The sequence below is a fragment of the Paenibacillus sp. GP183 genome (assembly GCF_900104695.1).
GTDB lineage: Bacteria > Bacillota > Bacilli > Paenibacillales > NBRC-103111 > Paenibacillus_AI.
On sequence record NZ_FNSW01000002.1, the window covers coordinates 353,793 to 374,589 of the forward strand.

At 41.3% G+C, this 20,797-nt stretch carries 18 protein-coding genes and 3 pseudogenes; 9 read left to right on the forward strand and 12 right to left on the reverse strand.

Translation table 11 applies throughout. From position 1 onward, the window contains the following. Positions 1 to 373: 373 nt before the first annotated feature. Positions 374 to 1,399 (reverse strand): DUF4238 domain-containing protein, encoded by a 1,026-nt coding sequence (locus BLV33_RS28355; protein ID WP_090799742.1) that lies wholly within the window; start codon positions 1,397 to 1,399, stop codon positions 374 to 376. Between the two features lie 297 nt (positions 1,400 to 1,696). Between BLV33_RS28355 and BLV33_RS28360 the strand changes: the two genes are divergently transcribed. Both BLV33_RS28360 and BLV33_RS28365 read left to right on the forward strand, forming a co-directional pair. After that, entirely contained in the window at positions 1,697 to 2,734 is a 1,038-nt protein-coding gene (locus BLV33_RS28360; protein WP_090799743.1) for a DUF4238 domain-containing protein, read from the forward strand. A gap of 133 nt (positions 2,735 to 2,867) precedes the next feature. Further along, positions 2,868 to 4,181 carry a HEPN domain-containing protein gene (locus BLV33_RS28365; protein ID WP_090799746.1) on the forward strand — a complete coding sequence of 438 codons (1,314 nt, stop codon included), beginning with the start codon at positions 2,868 to 2,870 and terminating at the stop codon, positions 4,179 to 4,181. Between the two features lie 13 nt (positions 4,182 to 4,194). On the opposite strand, the gene BLV33_RS28370 is transcribed toward BLV33_RS28365, so the two are convergent. From BLV33_RS28370 to BLV33_RS28375, 3 genes are all read right to left on the reverse strand, one after another. Continuing rightward, positions 4,195 to 4,392, reverse strand: a complete 198-nt coding sequence (locus tag BLV33_RS28370) for a hypothetical protein (RefSeq protein WP_090799748.1) — start codon at positions 4,390 to 4,392, stop codon at positions 4,195 to 4,197. A gap of 8 nt (positions 4,393 to 4,400) precedes the next feature. Then, positions 4,401 to 4,529: a hypothetical protein gene (locus tag BLV33_RS30550; protein WP_290439089.1), complete on the reverse strand. Its 129-nt coding sequence runs from the start codon at positions 4,527 to 4,529 to the stop codon at positions 4,401 to 4,403. A 293-nt stretch (positions 4,530 to 4,822) separates the two neighbouring features. After that, complete coding sequence (locus BLV33_RS28375; protein ID WP_090799749.1) at positions 4,823 to 5,017, reverse strand: hypothetical protein; 195 nt, start codon at positions 5,015 to 5,017, stop codon at positions 4,823 to 4,825. Positions 5,018 to 5,244: 227 nt separating this feature from the next. Between BLV33_RS28375 and BLV33_RS28380 the strand changes: the two genes are divergently transcribed. Beyond that, positions 5,245 to 6,291, forward strand: a complete 1,047-nt coding sequence (locus BLV33_RS28380) for a hypothetical protein (protein ID WP_090799751.1) — start codon at positions 5,245 to 5,247, stop codon at positions 6,289 to 6,291. Between the two features lie 602 nt (positions 6,292 to 6,893). Here the strand turns inward: BLV33_RS28380 and BLV33_RS28385 are convergent. Further along, on the reverse strand, positions 6,894 to 7,781 hold the full coding sequence (locus BLV33_RS28385) for an ATP-dependent DNA ligase (protein ID WP_366414904.1): 888 nt from the start codon (positions 7,779 to 7,781) through the stop codon (positions 6,894 to 6,896). A 96-nt stretch (positions 7,782 to 7,877) separates the two neighbouring features. Here BLV33_RS28385 and BLV33_RS28390 point away from each other — a divergent pair, with 96 nt between their 5' ends. Continuing rightward, positions 7,878 to 8,570 carry an SOS response-associated peptidase gene (locus tag BLV33_RS28390; RefSeq protein WP_090799757.1) on the forward strand — a complete coding sequence of 231 codons (693 nt, stop codon included), beginning with the start codon at positions 7,878 to 7,880 and terminating at the stop codon, positions 8,568 to 8,570. A 237-nt stretch (positions 8,571 to 8,807) separates the two neighbouring features. On the opposite strand, the gene BLV33_RS30980 is transcribed toward BLV33_RS28390, so the two are convergent. Continuing rightward, entirely contained in the window at positions 8,808 to 9,041 is a 234-nt protein-coding gene (locus BLV33_RS30980) for a hypothetical protein (RefSeq protein WP_366414906.1), read from the reverse strand. Continuing rightward, positions 9,029 to 9,439 (reverse strand): DUF1775 domain-containing protein, encoded by a 411-nt coding sequence (locus BLV33_RS28395; RefSeq protein ID WP_366414908.1) that lies wholly within the window; start codon positions 9,437 to 9,439, stop codon positions 9,029 to 9,031. The genes BLV33_RS30980 and BLV33_RS28395 overlap by 13 nt, the downstream gene beginning before the upstream one ends. Before the next feature lie 315 nt (positions 9,440 to 9,754). Here BLV33_RS28395 and BLV33_RS28400 point away from each other — a divergent pair, with 315 nt between their 5' ends. Both BLV33_RS28400 and BLV33_RS28405 read left to right on the forward strand, forming a co-directional pair. Further along, positions 9,755 to 10,588, forward strand: coding sequence for a sensor histidine kinase (locus BLV33_RS28400; protein WP_090799759.1), 834 nt, complete (start codon positions 9,755 to 9,757; stop codon positions 10,586 to 10,588). A gap of 2 nt (positions 10,589 to 10,590) precedes the next feature. Further along, a pseudogene (locus BLV33_RS28405) lies at positions 10,591 to 11,241 on the forward strand (response regulator transcription factor). A 176-nt stretch (positions 11,242 to 11,417) separates the two neighbouring features. On the opposite strand, the gene BLV33_RS28410 reads toward BLV33_RS28405, so the two are convergent. From BLV33_RS28410 to BLV33_RS28420, 3 genes are all read right to left on the reverse strand, one after another. Beyond that, on the reverse strand, positions 11,418 to 12,401 hold the full coding sequence (locus BLV33_RS28410) for a polysaccharide deacetylase family protein (RefSeq protein ID WP_090799761.1): 984 nt from the start codon (positions 12,399 to 12,401) through the stop codon (positions 11,418 to 11,420). A 372-nt stretch (positions 12,402 to 12,773) separates the two neighbouring features. After that, positions 12,774 to 13,919, reverse strand: coding sequence for an anthrax toxin lethal factor-related metalloendopeptidase (locus tag BLV33_RS28415; protein ID WP_090799763.1), 1,146 nt, complete (start codon positions 13,917 to 13,919; stop codon positions 12,774 to 12,776). A gap of 408 nt (positions 13,920 to 14,327) precedes the next feature. Then, a complete protein-coding gene (locus BLV33_RS28420; protein ID WP_090799765.1) occupies positions 14,328 to 15,641 on the reverse strand; it encodes an N-acetylmuramoyl-L-alanine amidase in 1,314 nt (437 codons plus the stop codon). A 574-nt stretch (positions 15,642 to 16,215) separates the two neighbouring features. Here BLV33_RS28420 and BLV33_RS28425 point away from each other — a divergent pair. Next, positions 16,216 to 17,379 carry a HupE/UreJ family protein gene (locus BLV33_RS28425; RefSeq protein WP_090799767.1) on the forward strand — a complete coding sequence of 388 codons (1,164 nt, stop codon included), beginning with the start codon at positions 16,216 to 16,218 and terminating at the stop codon, positions 17,377 to 17,379. Positions 17,380 to 17,689: 310 nt separating this feature from the next. Beyond that, a pseudogene (locus tag BLV33_RS28430) lies at positions 17,690 to 18,133 on the forward strand (L,D-transpeptidase); the annotation flags it as partial. A gap of 91 nt (positions 18,134 to 18,224) precedes the next feature. Here BLV33_RS28430 and BLV33_RS28435 read toward each other — a convergent pair. Both BLV33_RS28435 and BLV33_RS28440 read right to left on the reverse strand, forming a co-directional pair. Next, positions 18,225 to 19,073: a polysaccharide deacetylase family protein gene (locus tag BLV33_RS28435; protein ID WP_090799768.1), complete on the reverse strand. Its 849-nt coding sequence runs from the start codon at positions 19,071 to 19,073 to the stop codon at positions 18,225 to 18,227. 117 nt (positions 19,074 to 19,190) lie between these two features. Further along, positions 19,191 to 19,373: pseudogene (locus BLV33_RS28440) on the reverse strand (N-acetylmuramoyl-L-alanine amidase); the annotation flags it as partial. Between the two features lie 300 nt (positions 19,374 to 19,673). Between BLV33_RS28440 and BLV33_RS28445 the strand changes: the two are divergent. After that, a complete protein-coding gene (locus BLV33_RS28445) occupies positions 19,674 to 20,735 on the forward strand; it encodes a DUF4198 domain-containing protein (RefSeq protein ID WP_090799770.1) in 1,062 nt (353 codons plus the stop codon). The last annotated feature ends 62 nt before the right edge of the window (positions 20,736 to 20,797 follow it).

The following is a 20,797-nucleotide window of genomic DNA, read 5'->3' on the forward strand; positions in this document are numbered from 1 at the left end:
CAGTCGATTTTAGTAGTCAGGGAAGATATTAAGCAGGTAAAACCACACAAAGCAAGACGTACAAATAAGAGGCTGTCCAATAGCGGAGGGCTTTTTCGCCGTCGTTACGGCGAACCGTATGATGTATCAAGTCTAGGTCATTGCGCTAAAAGGATAACGATAGTGAAGTGATTATGACTGGAGCAGGCGCCGTCGCGACCTGCTCCTGTTCGTTCAAGTAACGGGCAGATTAGTTCCAAAATGTTGCAACGTGTCTGCATTCAAACGGAGTATAAGATACTGGTATAGTTATAATTCCCAATTTATCCCTATTATAGTAATTAATTTAATTTGATACTGAATTGTCCCGCATTAAGCCTTATCCTTCTTCGCATCATTCTTTTGGTTTTTCTTTTTTTTCAACCAATTTCCTTTTGAAATCATCAGTGTTACACAACTTACCTACTGTATCAGTCCAAAGGAAATCTTGCTTTTTTGAAAAAATGAATTTTTCAGCGTACATCCCAGTAAAACTGTTAATCGCCGCAACAGTTTTTCTATTTGGTACAAGGCCGGACATAGGATGATAATCTTCAAACCGACCGAGTAAAACGACCCTCGGGCTAAGTGGTAAACTTACCTCGGTATTAAACATACCGTGACCTGGCGAACTGAAAAAACCTGTAACTTTAGTTACATTACGCAAACATACAGGATTGTCAGAGCAAATAAAATCTCCCATCATTGGCGGGCTAGTAACAACAGACCATTTACGTCTACTGAGCGGTTCAATTATAACATCGAGACGATCCATAAAACTTTTCATATGATGATTGTTACCAAATACAACCTCATATTCATCCCTCTCAATAAATTCTAATAACTTCTCATGAGTTAAATTGTTCTTCTCACCTGTCTTTTCTTCGATAATCCTTTTCTGCGATTCAAAATATTCTTTATGTTGAAAACCTACACGGGTTATCATTTTATACATTTCAGCCGTCATTTCACTGAAATGTTTTCTTCTGGCAGGAGTTCTTTCGCACAGAATAGCAATAAAGTTAATTAACCAGTTGTAGTCATCAGTGCCTGGTTCTGGAGCCATAAATGTCGCATTAATGTTTTTGATTATTCGGGAAGCATTTTCTTCTACCAATGAAAATGCTTCTTCAAACGTTCTTGAGTCTTTGCCTTCTAACGTCTCAACAGTGTGAAAGTTACGTATGGCACAGTTCTCGATAGGCATATTATTTTTGATTTCAACTTTGAAACATCCTCCGGGATGTCCAACACATGCATAAGCGTCAACCCTCTCAGCTAACGGGCAGGATAATGAAGAAGCCTGTCGAAATAAACACTGGAATATATTACAAATAGACCTGGAGGATATTATGAAAACTGTAGTGGCGGTAATTTTCATCTTTAAAATGGAGCCAAGCGTTGACCTAACTGTATAAAAATTGTTCTCAGTTATGAACCCTGTTTCTCAATAACACTAGAGGAAGTTCCTGTTCCTGTGATTGACAGGATCCCACTTCGTTTCTCTAATTCGTAACCGTGAAGTGGGACCATAAGAAACAGAAGCTGGAATCCTATTTCAAAACTAGGCTGCTGCTCTACCGCAAACCAGCTAATGGAAGGAGCCGGGGTATTTTTCCGGTGAAGATATTGTAATTTATCTGCGTAAGTTGTAGCAATAATTTGGGGAGGAAATCATATGACTCAAGCTGGCTCGAGGCAACATGTAATTCCTGCAAGTCATATTGGAAGCTTTTCGAGTGGAACGGAGAGTCCTAAACGTAATCGAAGTATCTGGTTTCGAAGAGAAGGGATGCCAAAGGCTATTAGTGTAAAGGCAGAAAGCGTTGGTATCGATAAACATGTTTACACAATAAAAGATACTTCGCATATAGATGAGAGATATGTAGATAAAACTTGGGATTATATTGAGAATAACCTTTATCGTGGAGTGCAAGATTTAGAGAACCATATAGGGTCTCCTTCGCTTGATGGTCTTCTATGGTCAACGATACTTGTCCCGTTTGTTGCACAGTTGTTTATTAGAGGGAAGGACTACAATCAAAACTTATTAGCAAGGGCCCCATATTTGGAGAAGTTAAAAGAGGTAATTAATGAGGAATTCTACTATGACAATATGAATATGAATAGGTTAATAGACTTTCAAATTAATTGTGGACTTTTATGCTTCTCCTCATGGAGATTAGTACATAATCAAACCGATATTCCCTTTATCCTTAATGATCTGGGGTATGCCACATTCAACGGAAAGCGTTTTGGCGTTGACACCGGTTATTTGGTCCCCATGTCTAAAGAATTAATGCTGATTATTTACAAGAGGGGAATATTATCTAAGCCATTTAGACCTGTTGGTATTGTTAAATCAACAAGAATTCATTTACCTCAGAACGTTGTAAGAGATAAGTACAGAATTATGTATTTCAACGAACGGATTGCACAGTGTGCTATTAAAGAAATATACGGTGCTAAAGAAGATATTGTTAATCAACATTATTCAATATTTGAAGAAGGAAAAAATGACGCAGGAGTGGGCCCGATTCATATCCAACAACGTCATTTTAAGGATAAGGATTTGATCGGATTATTTAATTTATATTTGAATGTCTTCAACGTAGATGAGGCAACCAGAAAAGGAGCTTATGGCGGGAGGGAAATATATCTGATCGAAGATTCTAACTCGGGTGGCTCGTACGGATTTGGGTGGAAAGAGTTATAGGGACACAATAGCTTGAACAACCAACCTCAAGCAGCTCGCCGAGGGCAGCAGTGCAACATTGCACCAAACCTATTCGAAGGATGTTTTATTTACTCTCCGCATCCTCCAACACCAAACACGGGGGTCTTATAGCGTGCTAACTAAAGAGGACATGCAACAACTAGTTGACTATGCACTTGAACATCGGCAAGACGTGGGGGCTATTTCGTTTCCCTTTGAATTGGCGAAACACCTCCAAGCCACAGTGCCGGACTGGAAAGATTCAGCGATTGAGGAGATTCGGCAGAGAATACAAGACATCATGCAAGACATCATTCTTCGGCACCAACCTTTCCATTCCCAAAACCCCGACATCACCAAAGTCATTTTAGAAGAGGTCAACTTCCAACTAAACACGAGGTGTATTCACTTACATACGCTAATTCCTATTCGGGGATTATCCGTGCGTCTTAATTTTCGAGAAACGATCGAAATTGACGAGGAAATCACCTTAAGACGCATACAAAGGTGGGAATGGCCAAAGTTCGACATGCTGATACAGGAAGTAGGATTCGATCTACCAGAGTTTGCTCTGGAAATGGTGAAGGAAATTAGTCCTAACATGATAGACAATGATTTTCAAGATGGAATCAATGAACTGGAGGCACGAACAAGGTTAATTCTCGGGATCTTACAATTCCGGTTCGGTCAGGGTATGAGTTTTCCTTGGATTATTCGGTTTGTTCCACAGTGCCAATTTGTAAAGGGACATGGCAAAATGATGGCACGGCTCTTTCCGATGGCTCCAGGTGATTATATCGCCGGAACACACGATATCTCTGAAGTGGGAAACATTCGTGAATTGCTCCGCAATCGCAATACGTTGGACGCCGTAACCCGTTATAAAATTGATATCGCCATCAACCGGTTTCATGAAGGAGCAAACCGCCAAAATATAGTGGACTGCCAAGTAGACTACTGGATTGCATTGGAGTCCCTGTTTGGAACAGGTGAGTCCGGACAATCTCGCCAAATGGCCTGTCGGATTTCATGCTTGTTATTTGGTGACCAAGAGAACGATGATGTTGTGAAAGCCTTTTTGTGGTTGGAAAAGTCCTACCAATTGCGATGTAATATCGTTCACGGAGACCATCACAGTAAAGATGGGGCAAATTTCAACTTTCTATACAAAATTGTGGTGCAAACAAAAGAAGTGGTGAAATGGACCGTTGAACGCTTGCTTCTGCTTCAAGTGTCCTATCAGGAAGTCCTTGAACAAATCAATAAACGCTCTCACCGAGTTAACTTGCCATCTAAGGTTAAACGTATTCTGTCTGACGAAACTACACTTGGGTCTATTCTCACCGAAATGGACCAGGTGATGGATCGGTATCGAGGGCGAATAGAACATACAGGTGAGACAGTGTTTAATGATGATTACGATTACTCTCTAGGCGAACAGACGTAAAAGAAAAAGCCACTTATCGAACTCTGAATTCGCAAGTGGCTTTTAAATATCTTGACTCATTCATAAATGAGACAGAGTCATTTGTATGAGATTCAATAACACCGGCGTAATCAATGATCGCCTCGTCTTGCCATACTTCAATCTTAAGCCCAAACATTATGGCATTATCGAAGTCGGCAGAGGTGCGAAGTGTGCTACCACTTGAGTACATGGATCCTCCTATTTATACTCTTTCTTTTTCTTCGATGGTTTTTGATTAAGCATATTTATTGTACTTCCTTGAGATGTAACGCTGGAAGGGACAGTTTTCTTCTTTGCTTCTTTCTTTGCATCTTTGCCTTTTGTCATCATATCACCTCCTGGATAATCAGAATAATTCGACAATTTTTCGGACATATTTTCACGACATTGATATGTAAGAAAGAAGGCCGCACGTTAGCGACCCCCCATCGAACTATTCGATTTTGCCCTCCAAAATTTTAACTCCACGTTTAGCCGGGCGAATCGGTTGATCTAGCTCGACTCGTTCGTGCGTACTGGTTTTTTTACTAATCGCTGTTCTAATATTTTCGGAGATACAGTCTTCTTCCTTCCAAACATCCTTCCAAAAATCTTACCAAACATCCCAATCACCGCCTTCGTTAATTGGTGTTACGACAGTCGTCATGTGGAAAAGCTGCGGGCTCTTGCAGGTATTGGACCAGTGCTGGGCTTGTATGCAGTATATCTGCCAATATGGCATTCCAAAGCTCCCCGTAGCTGTGCTCAAAATCGTCGAGATCTCCACTTACTAGGCAATCCAGCATATCTTTAAGCTGATCGAGCGGGATAATCATTTCTTCCAGTTTGCCACATATTGCAATATAAAGAAAGCGGATTTGGATGGGATTAATGGAGTGGGAAAGGGAGAGAAAATATTACCAGTTTATATGAGAGTATACTATAATCATTATTAACAATATTTTGGGTAGAAAAGGATATAAATAAGATGTATGAAATGATCAGTAATCGAAGTAATTAAGTTGAAATGATTAAAACGAAAAACTAAGGAGGATCATAATAATTGATTACATTTAAAAAGTGCCCAATTTGTGAAAATGAAAAAGAACAGATAGAAATAGAGTTATACCTTACTTCTTCAGATATTTATGAGATATCATGTAAAATATGTGGGGATTATTTGATAACCTTTATAGAAAAAGAAGCCTTAAAACATAAAAATATTAACGATAGGGTCAAGTTATCGTCTTTCTTTAGAGAAAGAACGATTCATAATAATAATGTAAAACTTGTGTTTGGTCAAAAGACCGATCTATTTCCAGGAAGCTACTCCCATCTTTTAAATTTACCGTTTATTTCTTACGAAGATGTGATAAAAAGCTTTCCAGATCATATTTCTGAACGCTTGGATCGTACTCTTTTAAACCTTTATAAATTATCAAAATATACCGGGGATGAGGTATTCATTAATGATACGGATTACCCAATTTTCTATCCGGATTCGATTGATTTAAAAGCAACTAAATTTATTATGAAGTATCTATTTTATGATAATTTAGTTGAAGGAAATAATGATCTGCCTGGAACGCTTACGGTGACAGCGAAGGGACTTGCAAGAATATATGAAATTGAAAAAGGAATAAATATAAATCCTCCTCAAGCATTCACGGCAATGTGGTTTGATCCAAGTATGGGTTATTATTGGGAGAATGGCTTTGAAAAGGCCATAAAAGCTTGTGACTATTTCCCCAGGAGAATTGATAGTAAAGAGCACAATGGGAAAATTTGTGACGAGATAATTGTTGAAATTAGGAAAAGTAAGTTTGTGATATGCGATTTTACTGGACACCGAGGCGGTGTATATTTTGAGGCAGGTTATGCATTAGGTATGGGTTTACCCGTTATTTGGACATGCCAAGAGGAATGGTTTAATAAGGTAGTAGACAAACAGATTGAAGCGAAAACCATAGATGGTCAACTAATAAGTGTAATAATTCAAGATGAACGAAAAGTTCATTTTGACATTGACCATTATAACTTTATTGTATGGAAAGATGAGGTAGACCTGTTTGAAAAACTTCAAAATAGAATAAAAGCAACTATCGTTTAAAGGAAACGTTCGGAAAAATCCCCACCAGTGAGCCAGTGGGGTGTTAAACAGATTTTTTTCATTTTAGTATTTCATCTTTGCAATATACCTATAAATTATTGGTATTACACATAGGAGGTAAATGAGTGTCAGATTCCAACCAAGTAGTAATTGAACGTCCTGAAATCGGCCAATGGTTAGATATTACAGTTACATTTACAAAAGAGGATTCTGAACCAGACCCAAAAGGTATAAAAGGCTCTTATGGTGTAACCTATGTTCTTGGACCAACATCTTATTCTGTAGATAACGCTAATTTCGAGTTCGATATCATTCAAAAAGGCGATTCTTTTTTACAATTTTACAATCCAGATTTACCGATTGAAAATCAGTATACCGGAGTAAAAATAGATGTAATGGGACCGGATGGGGGATCAGCAAAATGCGAAATTCGTACAAATAGTAAGGGGAGGATGTCTCAAATTTGCTTCCCGGCTATTATGGCGGAAAGTTTTAACAACGCTGAAAGTAAAGCTTATAATCTGATTCAACCCATATTAGGATGGATTTCTTTACAGTACGACATCCCAGTTGAAATCACTCAAATTCATACTGTGGAGCATTCAACTTCTAGTGTTAGAAACAGTGCTTTTGTAAGTCCAAAGATAAAAGGTCTTGGTCCAATTCCGGAATTTAACCTTGGCTTTCAACGAAGGCTCGATATAAACAAAGTTCTTATCTTCCCCAGTAACAAGCTGCTTAGCTATGCCGTAAAATGCCTTTTTGTGTTTAGGAGGTACCCCAAGCTCAATGATACCAGCGGCCCTCTTCTTACCATTCTCCTCTACCTGGACAAGTAAGCCGAATTCATCCTTACGGTACCCTGAAATAAAAACTTCAGCGGCTTCATACCGAACTATCTTTAGCCAATCGGAGCTACGTTTGCTTACGTACAAGCTGTTCTTTCTCTTGGCAACAATGCCCTCCATTTTCTTATCACAAATAACACTGTACAGATCTGTTCCGTTGTTCTCAGTATATGGAATAACGCTTAAGAAGGGATTTGGTTTGATTATTGATTCGAGGATAGATTTACGCTTTATCAATGGTAACCGGCGCAGATCCCGACCATTATGTCTTAATACATCAAAAACAATATAATGCACGGGCATAGTTCTTGCCACTGCATTTATTTTTGTTTGCTTGGATAGTTGGAATCTCTCCATGACACTCTCAAAATCTATTACTCCAGTTGTTGGATCTATGCTGCAGACTTCCCCATCCAGAATAACATCATCCCCTGACATAGCAGGATTCCAGAGTTCCGGATATTTCCGGGTACATTCATTATTGTGCCTGGTGAATAATCTAGTTTCACCTTTTTTATAAGTCATTATCAATCTATGGCCATCTATTTTGGGTTCGAATAAATAGGCGGGATCGTTAAAAGGTGCGTCGCTCTTCTCGAGTAACATTGGGGAAATAAACATAGTTGCATCACCAATGTTCATTTTATCAATTGTTATTTCATTCGTGGAGTGGTAATTAGAGGGATCACGTGGGTAATAGTAAGGAAAATGGTATAATCCCAATGGGAGGGGATCTATATGTGCGGCAGATTTACGATTGTGATGACCATGGACGAATTGATTACTCGTTACGATATTGATGAAATTATCCAACCTTTTACCAAGCCCAATTATAATGTCGCTCCGACTCAAATGATACCGGCCATCATGAATGACGGTGAAAAAACAAAATTGGATCAGCTGAAATGGGGCCTGATTCCACCTTGGGCAAAGAATGAAAAAATAGCTTATACAACAATTAACGCCCGAGCTGAGACAGTTGCTGAAAAACCAGCTTTCAGAAATGCGATAAAACGTAAACGCTGCTTGATACCGGCCAGCTCATTTTTTGAATGGCAGAAGATTGGCCGAGATAAGCAACCTATGAGGATATTACTCAAGAATGAGGATATTTTCAGCATGGCGGGATTATATGAATTCTGGAGAGATCCTGAAGGAAATATAGTTAATTCATGCTCAATCATTACGACTACTCCAAACGAACTGATGGCTGATATCCATAATAGAATGCCTGTGATTCTAAAGAAGGATGATGAGGCGTTGTGGCTTGATCCGGGCACTACGGATCCGGAATTTGTCCGTCATCTGCTTGCACCCTACCCGCCAGAAGAAATGAAAGCATATCCCGTTTCAAAGGCAGTTGGGAATGTAAGAAATAATGGCTTTGAGTTGATTAAACAATTGGGTGCGTCAGAAATAAATTCTTTGTAGCTAATAAGGAGCGGCTGCTGTAGGCCATTCTTTTTTATGTGGTCAAATAACAAAAATCAGGCAGGCTGCCGGTGATAAACTCGGGCCTGCTGTGCTATCGGCCAGTAATATTTGGGGTCTAACTGGTAAACTTAAAAGAAGAAAAGCAATAATCAACTAAATTAGTATAAAAAAATCGTTCCAACCTGTTAGAAGGCTAGATACAATCTTTTTTTGGTTAAATTTTTAGTTTATTAATTATTTCGCTTTTCTAGCCAAAGCAATAATCACCGATACTACCCCAAGGATTAGCGCAGCAATAGAAAGAAAAAGAGGCAATTTAGAGCTTCCGCCATTCCCGTCATGTGTTGCCGCCGTAGTACCAGCACCATGGTCATGGCCATCTGCACCGGTTTTGGCAGTAGCTGGTTTCGGATTCACAATTGTAACGGAGGCTGGCTTGTCTGAGTCCGGAGCCCCTACCCATTCCACGACACTACCATCTTTGTAGGTTTGATAAGCTTTCCACGAGATGGAGGTAGCCTGATCCCCGACTTTCCCCTGATGTTGAACTCGCCGAACTCTGTACTGGAGAATCCTTCAGCTGTTGCTGTCCAAACTACACTTGTTATTTTACCCGAAGTGTCCTTAGTTAAATCATATTTCCAACCAGCCATCGGCTGAAAGCGGGAAATGGCAACCTCAGCGGGGATTTTAATTTCGACTTTAACCGTGGGAACATCTTTTTCCGAAGGAACTCGAACGGTGAACTTCTCATAAGTTCCTTGAGTGGATTGTTGTGGGTACACAACGACGTGTGCGCTGGCAATGCCTGCAAAAAGCAGCATGGCTACAAAGCACAAGGATAATGCGCTAAAAAACTTTTTCATTTAACTTCTCCCTTTTAAAAGTATTTATAAAGTTGTTATCGCATCCAGAAATGGTTAACATGAAAAGCATAATAAGTAGCCGGCCATTTTTAATTAAATCGTTTCACTCCTTTGTGAAATACTTAACAACCGCCCCTACTATTATAACCAACGTCTACATGTTTGCCATGACTAGAAAGAGCTATTCCAATCAAGAATTTTTGAATATTTCATGACGGTAATTCATTTAAAAGAGCTTAATAGCTCTTTCGAGTTATTTTGAAATAGGAGTTATTGAGTATAGTAGTTATAGAGACGAGAAAAAAGGTGATAAGCATGTCTTACAAACAAATCAAATGGATCATATTGATCGTTCCAGCACTAACGCTTACTGTATGGGAATATACTCGTCATCACATTTTCCTAGATCACATCTCCATGGAGCTAGGTAACTGGCTTTCTCCTCTTATTGAACTAGCAGTCAGCATAACGTTTTTACTTAAGCTGTTTTCGATGTTGGAGGCGACACAAGAAGAGCTTAATCGGGAACGCTCCCGTCAAGTTGCATTAAAAGAGAGAGAAAAAATTGCCCGAGAGCTACATGACGGTATCGCCCAATCCCTTTTTCTTATGTCGGTGAAAATGGATCAACTGGAGCAAGGACAACAGGATGGAGAGCAAGCAGAAAGGATGAAAGGGCTGCGGAAGACCGTTCATCAAGTTAACGAATATGTCAGACAAGCGATTTCGAACTTGCGTTATCCGATGTATCCGGATGCCTTGCCATGGATGCAGTTTTTGGAGAGAATGGTGAATGATTTTAGCTTAGAGACTGGCATCGAGGCATCCTGGGATTGGCAGCTCTCGGAGGAAAGACTGTCGGCTAAGGAAAAAGTGGAGCTTTATGCATCGATCCGAGAGGCACTGCTCAATGTGCGCAAACATGCACAAGCTCAGAAGGTCTGGATTCAAAGTAAGGAGCATAATGACAATTCCTGGAGCTGCATAGTGGAAGACGATGGTGTCGGAACTGAAGGTAATCCTTTTCGTCATCAGGACCGATATGGATTGAAAATCATGAATGAAAGAGCGGTTGAGATGGGCTGGCTACTTCAGATTAAGCGTGAACACGGCAAAACAAAAGTGGAAATACGAAAGGAGGTATCCTGATGATGCGGCCGTTTCGAGTTTTGATTGTAGACGATCACCAACATGCCAGAGAAGGGATACGTAGTATCTTAAGCATGGACCCTTCTTTTGAAGTCGTTGCCGAGGGCAAGAATGGAGCTGAGGCGGTCAAGCTCACTGAAGAATGGATGCCTGACCTGATATTGATGGATATTAACATGCCGCAAATGGATGGATTAGAGGCTACAAAACAGATCAAGGAAAAGTTCCCTTACGTCAAAATTGTCATGGTAACCGTATCGGATGATATCACACATTTGTTTGAAGCACTGAAAAAAGGGGCCCAAGGTTATTTACTTAAAAACTTGAACCCAGAGTCTTGGCATGAATACTTAAAGGCCATTGCGGTAGATGAAGCTCCAATGTCGAGGGAACTTGCACTACGGTTGCTTCAAGAATTTACTCCAAGGGAAAAGCTCGAAGCTCCAAATGCATTAATAACGGGGAGGGAAAGAGAGATATTAGAATGGGTGGCTAGCGGTAAGTCCAACCGGGATATCTCGGAGGGGCTGGGCATTTCCTAACATACGGTCAAGAATCATTTGAAAAATATTATGCAAAAGCTGCAAATGGACAATAGGGTGCAGCTTACTCGTTATGTATTTGAACAGGGGTGGCTAAACAACAAGAGATGATAAGGAGAGAGGCATAACATGATGGCACAGAAACTATTAACGACCATCCGACTCCGGAGTCTAGTATGGCAATAGCCTGCTGCACGAACATACGCTTCCTTTTTCGCTTGATGGATGAATGCAACTCATGGCATAGGATATGAATGTACAAGTCAAAAAGTACCTGGATAAATGTCCTAGTTTGGCGATAATTCGTTCACAGTCCCAAACTCGTAACCGGCTTTTTTGACGGCTTTGATGATGCGGTCGAGAGCCTGCATATTCTCTTTGGAGCCTTGGTGCATCAATATGATATTCCCGTCATGCAGATTATTCATGATATCATTATACGGATCGTCGGCCCCATTTTTGCGAGGTTCCCAATCCTTCATCGCAGTTGACCAGAAAACCGACGTATAGCCCATTCCGGAAACCAAGCTCAGATCATGCATCGTATATCTGCCATAAGGAAAGCGGAAGTATTTCTCCACCTCTTTACCTGTAATATCTTTATACATTTTTTCGAAATCCGTAATTTCGCCCTTGATTTGGTCATCCGTCAGCAGCGTCATATCCTTGTGTGTCATCGTGTGATTCGCAATAAAATGCCCGTCATTGACTAAACGCTTCAAATAATCCGGATTCTTCTTGATGTTATAGCCCGCAATAAAAAAGTTGGCTTTCACATCGTTGTCCTTCAATGCTTTCAACATCATATCAACTTCAATAAGCGGTCCGCCTGCATCGATGGTGAGATATACTTTCTTGCCTTTACCTATCCAAACTGCTTTTTGGCCGCTGGTGAAGCTCTTGGTCTCTTTCGGAAAATCGGGGACTTGTCCCGTTTTCTTCTTCATGTAGTACCAGGACAAAGCTGCTTTCTCGCTTGCTCCAGATTTAGCAACTGCCATGGGTTTGACAGCTGTTGTCGGAACCGGAACCGGAACCGCTAAAGGAGAAGCCGATGGGATATCCTTTGGAGTTTGTGATGGAGAGATTGATGGTGATGGCGTAGCAACCGGTTTTATCGTGCTTGTTGGTGACGGAGCGTCGGTTTCCTTCGCATTAACTGAGGCTTTTGGAGTAGAAGCAGGTGCAGTATCCTGTGTGGAATTGGAGCATCCTGCCAAGGCAGTGCTCAGTAAAGTGACTAGCAGCAGATTCCAAGTTGACTTTTTCAATCGTGCACCTCTTTATTAGTATCGATCTGGATTCCCAGATTTTATTTCGACATCTCGTGACAAATGTATTCATTTAATTAGACTCATGATGCTACAGAAAAGTTGCAAAAAAAAGCATCCGAATCATGATCCGAATGCTTAATTTTTATCTCGTATAGGCAGGCAGCCAATCTCCGTGTGCTTCAATTAAATCATCGCAAAGTGATACGATATCATCCAGCGAAAGTTCAGCCGTTGTATGCGGATCCAACATCGCTGCGAGGAGCTCGCAGCATAAAAAAGAGCGGTCACAATATTTGGTGGCCGCTCTTTTTCATCCTTTCACAATAATATGCTGCAGATTTGATTAGATCGCCGTCATTTACTACATTCCTACTTCGTTAACGTTCCTGCAGATTGAAGTGCTAATGTTCTCTCGATGATAGTCACGGATTGTGCCCGTGTGGAGGTGCGATTTGGCTCGAAGCCCTTATCGGTCCCTTGCAGGATGCCTTTATTCATGGCAGTTTGCATAGCATCCATGCCCTCGTTCAGCTTTAACGCCTGCACACAAATCTCGGCCATTTCCTTACGCTTGATCGGATCATTCCATTTCGGATTTTTTATATTCTGATCTCTTAGAATGAACTCTTTTGCACCAAGCTCCAAATAAGGTGCATACCAAAACTCATTGTTCATCGGTTGTCTCGGCTTAAAGCCAAGGGCTACGGTCACCATTTTCAAAAATTCGGCTCGGGTAATCTCCTTGTCCGGTTTAAAAGAACCGTCCTCATATCCACTCAAATAGCCCTCATTAACCGCTTTATAAATAGTATCGTATGCCCAGTAGGTATCGATCAGATCCGTAAAGTGTACCGGTGGTGATGGCGGGAGCCCGTAAAGTCTGGCAAAGAATGCATAGGTCAGCGGCGCAACCCGCTTTATTTTATTCCTCGTCTCCAAGCTGTAGACGAACATACAGGAGGATTCGGCAAAATATTCTTCGGAATAAGAATCCATGTAAGCATTAGCCGGGAATAGTAGTTTAGCCTCCTTTTTGAAAAGCTGGGTAAACCCTGTGCCTTGGCTAATATTATTAAAAACGTTGATATCAATGGCGTGTGACGTCTCATGCAGTTCAAGGTTTAAAGAACCGTGTTCATGCCCGCTGTCGCTATAACCGATTCTGAGAATGACAGGTTTGCCCCCGACTCCGGGAATATCGTCCCAGGTTTTACCTGTGCCTTCCCATCCTCGAGGTGTGACACCTTTAAGCTGCCTGTATTCCGGCTCATCCGTCAGCTTTCCCGTGATGAGCCTGATTTTAACGCCGTTTTGCACCAATCGGGCGAGAATATTCGGCTGGAATTGTTTGATTCTGCTAATCATACTGTCCGCTTCCTGTTTATTATAGCTGGAAGCAGGCAATTCTATTAATTGACTTATGGGATCGGCTGGAGTGGAATTAGCAGCGAGAACGGAAGAGGTATTCCAAATGAGCAAACTGAGAATCGTTAGCCCAATCATGATCTTTTTCATCTGAATCCTCCGATGTTCAAATTAAAGTCCTATCCACTACTACCTCGATTATACTATTTAGAAACAACAAAATGCACATTCAATTTAGAAAATGGGCACGATGTGGTAGTTTCAGGTTAGCTGGTGATTTTATAAACCCAGGCTCTTTTTGGTAAGATCGTATTCAACACTGACATCAAACAGCATTTTAAATGCGGGCTTGTAATTGAAATGTTAAAGGAAATTGAAGGCTATTGTAATGATATTTTGGTCGGTACATCGAACAATTGGAAGTTCAGGCTCTCACAAAGCGCCTTCCAGCCGTCATGGCGGGAGACGCTTCCTTCTTACATCAAATGAACTAACCGGCTATTATACCAACATTGGATGCGAATAAGCTGGATCAATGTCAAGCCAAAGTAGTTTCCTTCAATTTCGTAAAAAGGCGACGATTCCTTCGTAAATACCTGCAGCCAGTTTTTCCTGATATGCTGGTAGCAGACTAGCGGCAAGCTCGGACGGGTTGGAAAGGAAGCAGCCCTCGATCAGCACCGAGGGACGACGGTTATGTTTGAGCACGTACAGCTGCTCTTTCTCAACATGCTTGTCTTCATGTCGGCTGTTTAATTGTCTGCTGGTAGCAATTTCAATTTCATTTGCCAAACGTTTTGAGTTGGCCGAATCGTAATACGTGATCGTACCCGATATGGTGGGATCTTTCTGGTACATGTTTTGATGGATGCTGACAAAGACGTCCGCTTTGTTGTCGTTCGATATTTGGACCCGTTGCGCTTTGGAAACAAATTGATCGTTGCCGGTTCTGGTCATGATCACATGTGCTCCTCCAGCCTTCAGTTTGTTTACAAGCACTTGAGCCGACACCAGGTTGACGTCACGTTCATAGACAGGCTTGATCTTTGCGATCGCCCCCGTGTCTATGCCTCCATGGCCGGGATCGACGACGATGGTTTTGCCGGTAAGCGGCATAGACCGCACCGTGGCACCGGAGAATGGATCATTCAGATCACGGCTAAACGCTTCCCTTGAGGGTTGTTCGCCGAAAGTCCATTCCACCTGATTCGTTTTTACCCATAGTGGTTTCCCGTGCTCTTGCTCCAATAACAAAATCCATTGACCGCTGATCTCATTCGGAGTTAGAGAGGTGTTTGCGGTAAGAAGCTTGGCTTTGCCGAAGCTTTCATCGGGGCCCCAATACAGCGGGGTATCGGCTTTGATAAGCAGGAGTTGAGTATCCATTTTTGATGTTTGGAAATCTATCGTCTGACTTACAGGCAACCAACCTTGCTGCTTGGCATTTAACCGCACTTCCGTCCATTCCCCCGATTGCTTAACTACCGGAAAAGCTTCGCCCGTAGCAGCCTCCAGCAACACTGGCTTGTTGCCATCGGGCTCGGTTCGAATTTCCGCCGCAGCCTTTATTTTGACCCAGCCAACTACGCTTTCTTCCAGCACGGAAGGTGAGGTGGCCTGGACCGGGGTGATAGAGGGAACTTCGAATGTTGAAGCTGCAGGCTGCGAGTTAGGATTTGCAGCATTCGTTGGATATGGATGCGATTGTTCCGGCGAGGAATCAATTACAGGCACGGTGCCGTTTTTCAAATGCAACTGGTGAAGAAGCATCGCCAACACCAGAACGATTACGATTTTATTCAGCAGCGAGAGGAGAAATAATGTCTTTCCTCGATGATCCTTTAACCGTTTTTCAGGTACATGTCGAGACATTGGGTCACCTTCTTAACTTGATTCCCGAACCGTAATGGAACTATAGAAAGCAGCGACTGCAGGTTTGGGGGAATGTAGACTGTACAGATTCTGTTATTGTAGAACGAATTATCAAAAGAATGGCAGTAAATGTTGGCGTGAACGAGCGGCGTAAAACGATGGCGGCTTTGTTCGCTGAGCGGAAGGATAGAGTAATGTATCACAGTTTTGAGGTGTACGGATATTGTCCCGAGCAAGTCGGATGCGAATGTTTGACGCAGAGGCTGAGAGTGAGTAAGATAAAAGTTATATACGTAATATTTACTATAATAGAGTGGACTTCGTTTTATATCGTATTATATAGTTAATTATTACAATTATAACTGGAGAGCTATTAATCTGTCTAATCAAAAGTAACCATCCGTGATAATATTACTTAGTCATGAAACAGCATGTAGTTGACTTTTTTTGAAGAGAGCTGAATGCTTCTTCTTTTTTTATAATATGCCTCTGTTAAATCACGTTTTTGATTTAACTGATTAGTAATAATCTTTAGTGATGCTGCTTAATTGCTACATGAGGATGGTACATATTGATGAAAAAATGGTTTATATTGATAACATTTCTTATTTTTGTTTTAGAGACAAGCTCAACGGTGTATGCCCATTCTTACAGTGTTGCCTTTACAAAAATCGATTTATTCCCGTCCCAGACCTTTGTTCAGTATGCCATTAACGATATATCCGTGAACGAGTCCATTAAGGGAATCGATGTAAATGGCGACTACACCATAGATGCGAACGAACTGCAACAGGGTCAAGCCAAAGTGACAGAATGGTTGGATCAAAATCTGATCATTCAAATTAACGGGCAAAGAGCAAGCTTGCTGGGAGCCCAAATTTCATTAAATAACGAACTCCCGTTCAAGGATGAATTCAAATATAGAGATAACACAGTATACGAAGATTACGTCGTTCCCGATGCCAAAATTGTCAATGCCAAGATTAAACTTGATGCGGTCCGCCCTGGAGATTCGATTACAATAGAGGATCGCATCCATAATTCCATATCGGCTGAATACGGAAACTTTATCAACATTCTGAATAACGGGAACTTGCAAGAAACTACCGTTTTATTGCAAAATCAATGGAGCTATACTTTCAAAACGTCTCTTACGTCTCCAGACAATCCGAACAAAGCTGCACATGCCAGCGTCGATTGGATGCGATTTCTGAAGCTGGGCTCTGAGCACATCTTAACCGGTTTTGACCATTTATTATTTTTGTTTACTCTCATTTTATTAAGGATGAGAATAAAAGAATATGCAAAAATTATTACATCCTTTACAATTGCTCACTGTTTGACTCTGGCTCTTTCCGTTCTTGGCATTGTTACGCTGCCTTCCAAATTTGTTGAATCGATGATCGCCGTGAGTATCATGTACGTTGCCCTTGAAAATTTATTTTCCCCAAAAAATGCGAGGTATCGTTGGTTACTTACGTTCTTGTTCGGTCTCATTCACGGTCTGGGCTTTGCGGATCTTCTCATAAAAATGAAACTTCCTCGTCCACAGCTTGTACAATCGTTACTGAGCTTTAATCTGGGAATTGAATTAACTCAACTCGCATTGGTTGCGATTGTCTTTCCTTTTCTATGGTACTGGCACAAAACCCGCTGGTACCCAAGTACCTTTAAGGTCCTGAATATATCCGCCGTCGGGATTGCTTTTATTTGGCTAATCGAGCGTATATTGGCATAGATTCAGTTCCTCTCGTGTTCAGGTTGGATAGAGAAGACGGCATCTTCAAGGAAAGGTAGGCAATAATATAATGAACAGATTATCATTAAGTACAGTTGCGGCTTTCAGTATTATAACTACTATCCTGAGTGGATGCCAAGCAACAAAACCTCCAACCAGTAGTCTTTCGGAAACCTCGTTATCTTCTCAAAGTATTCAAATGACGAATAGGGTGACTGCCGGACAGACACAATTGCCTGCTCAAGTTACTTCGCCAATCGAGCCGGTTGTATCGGCGAATGACGCAAAAGCAGAAAAAGACAATAAGTTCATAGGTTGGAATCAACCGGCTGGTGGCGAATATCCCAAACTGGCTGAAGGAGAACAAATATGGATCGATGTGTCCATCAGTAAACAACGGGTTTATATTAAAGAATCTGATAAAACCCTTTACACGATGGTCACTTCCTCAGGATTGGATACATCCCCTGATAATTCAACACCGCTCGGTACTTATTATATTCAGCCTGAAAGAGGAATTTGATTTTATAACAATTCTGAGCAGGAAGGCGCAAAATATTACGTTTCCTGGAAAAATCATGGGGAGTTTTTATTTCATAGTGTAGCCATGGATAAGAACGGCAAAGTAATTGAAAAAGAAGCGGAAAAGTTGGGGCATAAGGCTTCACACGGCTGTTTTCGTTTAACGACCTCAGATGCGAAGTGGATTTATGACCATATTCCGATAAAAACAAAAGTGGTCATTCATGTATAAGGATGTCTTCAAAAATCAAAAAAAGCATACAACTCGATGAGAGGCTGAGTTGCATGCTTTTCTTTGTTCGAAAGATGTTTATTGGAGGAACTTATTTCGGATTGTAGGGTTCAAATTGAATTGTAGCGGGATCCACAAAACTGTAACCTTTATCTTCGATTTGCGATAACAGTTTATCTAGGGCTTGCACCGTTGTCGGGAGTTCGTGCATGAGAATGTTGCTACCCGGATGAAGCTGCTTCATTACATTATCAATGATTGCGTCAGGATTGCCGATGTTTTTTGGATCCCAGTCCAAGGACCCGTCTGACCAGTTCATAAAAGTCATGCCAGCTTGGCTTACCACAGTATGTACGTATTCATTCGCATCTCCATTCGGGGGACGGAAGAAAGCTGGTTTTGACCCTATGGTCTGGATTATGATGTCTTGTCCCTTATTGATCTCATCATCGACTTGGGTGGTATTTATTTTTTTCAAATCGTTATGATCCCAAGTATGATTTCCAATCGTTTCTCCATGATCAACGGTATACTTTAAGAGATCAGGATGCGCTTTAACACTGATACCGAGTTCAAAAAAGATTGCTTTGGCATGGTGTTTATCAAGCGTATCAATCAAGTTTTTGATCCATTCCATCTTTTTCGGACCATCGTCAAACGTCAGTAAAACGACCTTTTTGTTACCGCTTGTTTCTATGGGAACGACATCGTAATTTTTATTTATCCGATATAATTTAGAACTGTTTTCTTTAGATGTCGCAGGAGTTGATTCGCTTGCAGCGTTTGTTGAAGCAGTGCTAGTGACCTTAGAGGGCGTTGAGGAATCGGTTGCCGGCATGGTAGGTGAAGCAGTCGGTGCGCCAGAACTCGGACTAGTATTTCCTGAACAGGCAGTACCGAGAATCATCAACATGGCGAGAGTGATTATTGCGGGTTTCATCAATTTCTCTCCTTATGAAGTAGTATATTGTTCATTATACAAGTAGAATGTGAAACTTATCAATTTTGTTTGTTTTTTTGTCACAGGTAATGTAACGGGGGACTACCAACTCTTTTGTTATTGAACAGATAAAAACTCTTTGATGGCATCAACAATTGCAGAGGCAATTTTATTTTGAGTATTTTCGGAGAATAAGGCCGCTTCTTCTTCGGAATTAGATAGAAATCCTGTTTCCACAAGGGCTGCAGGCATTTTCGTATCCTTGATCACCTTATAGTTAGCTTTCTTAACGTGACGATCAGGATAACCAGTAGCTGCTTACTGTTCTGGCCGGGTAATTCCGTAAAATGAGAATTGTGATGAAAGTTGACTGATATAGCTCGAAAGAGTCATTTCGTAGGATAACAAGTTATGATACAATACGTATCATGAATGAAAATACTTTTTGTGGAGGGTTCATTGTTATGTTCAAGAAAAGCTTTATATTATCGTTTGTGCTTCTGCTGACTTTTGCATTCGGGAGTAGATAGTTTTTGCAAGAATAGGTATCTGTTTTGAGGAAAAAGGTGAAACATAATTCAAATTTGGGAGGACTTACAAATGCGTAAAAAGTTAATTTCTTTGGCAACGGCTTCACTTCTCACAATTGCTCTGGCCGTTCCGGCATGGGCACACGACGGTTGGTCTCAAACGAACACTCCCATTGTTGGATCGGGTGAGGTATCCTACGTAGAGTTGTTATTCGGAAACCACTCTAATGAACATTCCAGCTATCGGATTGACGGTAACTGGAACATGGATAATTCCAAAGTGTACGTAATGACACCCGCAGGCAAGAAAATGGATATTTCGAACACAGCTTTTTTTACTGGTGAAGTGAAAGAAGTAACGAATCCTAAAACGAACAATTACTATGTTGCTTCATTTTCATCCTCCACCCCTGGAGCTTATGTCATTACCGTTGAAGGTGACAGTATTTTCAAGCATGGTGATGTAGCCAGCCGGACCTTCCGAAGTGCGAAATCATTTGTAGCTGTAGGAGATATCCCAACTTTGCAAAGAATGCAGTATCTCAAAGGATTCAATAAGCAAGTAAGTCCTGATCGTGCCGAGTTTATTCCAAAATTTAATCCGGCAGCAGTTACCCCGAATCAAACAGTACCGGTTCAGCTTTTGCTAAAAGGGAAACCGATGGCGAACACGGAGGTATCGCTCATTCGCCGCAGCACTTCGGATGCACAACATTTTAAGACGGATACGAATGGCGTGGTCTCATTCCTAACAGGCCCCGCTGATTACTACTTGCTTAGAGCGAAACCGGCAACAGACGAAAAAGTAGCAGGACAATACGATTCGACTAACTACGAAGCCACCATGACCTTTACGGTTCAAAAAGGGGACAACGTACTGCCCGTTGAAACATCCAATGCACTGCCGAGGATATTTGTAAACGGAAAGTCGATCCATGCGCCAGGCTTAGGTTGGGTGGATGGAAGCGTAGCTGTGGATTCCTCGTTTATCCAAGATAATATCAAATCGAATTATATCGGAACCGGTACTGTCGGACTTCGTTCGGCAGCGGAAGCACTAGGAGCTACCGTTGAATACTTGGCACCTGTCGCCGGCACTCGTCCTTCAGTATACATATATACTTCGAACTAAAATAATTACATTGCGGCAGAGCCATTGAGTGCTAATCATAGGCCCAGCGGCTCTGTTTACTT

Bases quoted from the DNA above. Each gene is read 5' to 3' on its own strand.
- BLV33_RS28400 (WP_090799759.1), top strand. From the start codon at position 9,755: ATGTCTTACAAACAAATCAAATGGATCATATTGATCGTTCCAGCACTA.
- BLV33_RS28415 (WP_090799763.1), bottom strand. From the start codon at position 13,919: ATGAAAAAGATCATGATTGGGCTAACGATTCTCAGTTTGCTCATTTGG.
- BLV33_RS28425 (WP_090799767.1), top strand. From the start codon at position 16,216: ATGAAAAAATGGTTTATATTGATAACATTTCTTATTTTTGTTTTAGAG.
- BLV33_RS28445 (WP_090799770.1), top strand. From the start codon at position 19,674: ATGCGTAAAAAGTTAATTTCTTTGGCAACGGCTTCACTTCTCACAATT.
- BLV33_RS30550 (WP_290439089.1), bottom strand. From the start codon at position 4,529: ATGACAAAAGGCAAAGATGCAAAGAAAGAAGCAAAGAAGAAAACTGTC.
- BLV33_RS28395 (WP_366414908.1), bottom strand. From the start codon at position 9,439: ATGAAAAAGTTTTTTAGCGCATTATCCTTGTGCTTTGTAGCCATGCTG.
- BLV33_RS28420 (WP_090799765.1), bottom strand. From the start codon at position 15,641: ATGTCTCGACATGTACCTGAAAAACGGTTAAAGGATCATCGAGGAAAG.
- BLV33_RS28360 (WP_090799743.1), top strand. From the start codon at position 1,697: ATGACTCAAGCTGGCTCGAGGCAACATGTAATTCCTGCAAGTCATATT.
- BLV33_RS28435 (WP_090799768.1), bottom strand. From the start codon at position 19,073: ATGAAACCCGCAATAATCACTCTCGCCATGTTGATGATTCTCGGTACT.
- BLV33_RS28375 (WP_090799749.1), bottom strand. From the start codon at position 5,017: ATGATTATCCCGCTCGATCAGCTTAAAGATATGCTGGATTGCCTAGTA.
- BLV33_RS28385 (WP_366414904.1), bottom strand. From the start codon at position 7,781: ATGAACATTGGTGATGCAACTATGTTTATTTCCCCAATGTTACTCGAG.
- BLV33_RS28355 (WP_090799742.1), bottom strand. From the start codon at position 1,399: ATGAAAATTACCGCCACTACAGTTTTCATAATATCCTCCAGGTCTATT.
- BLV33_RS28390 (WP_090799757.1), top strand. From the start codon at position 7,878: ATGTGCGGCAGATTTACGATTGTGATGACCATGGACGAATTGATTACT.
- BLV33_RS28370 (WP_090799748.1), bottom strand. From the start codon at position 4,392: ATGTACTCAAGTGGTAGCACACTTCGCACCTCTGCCGACTTCGATAAT.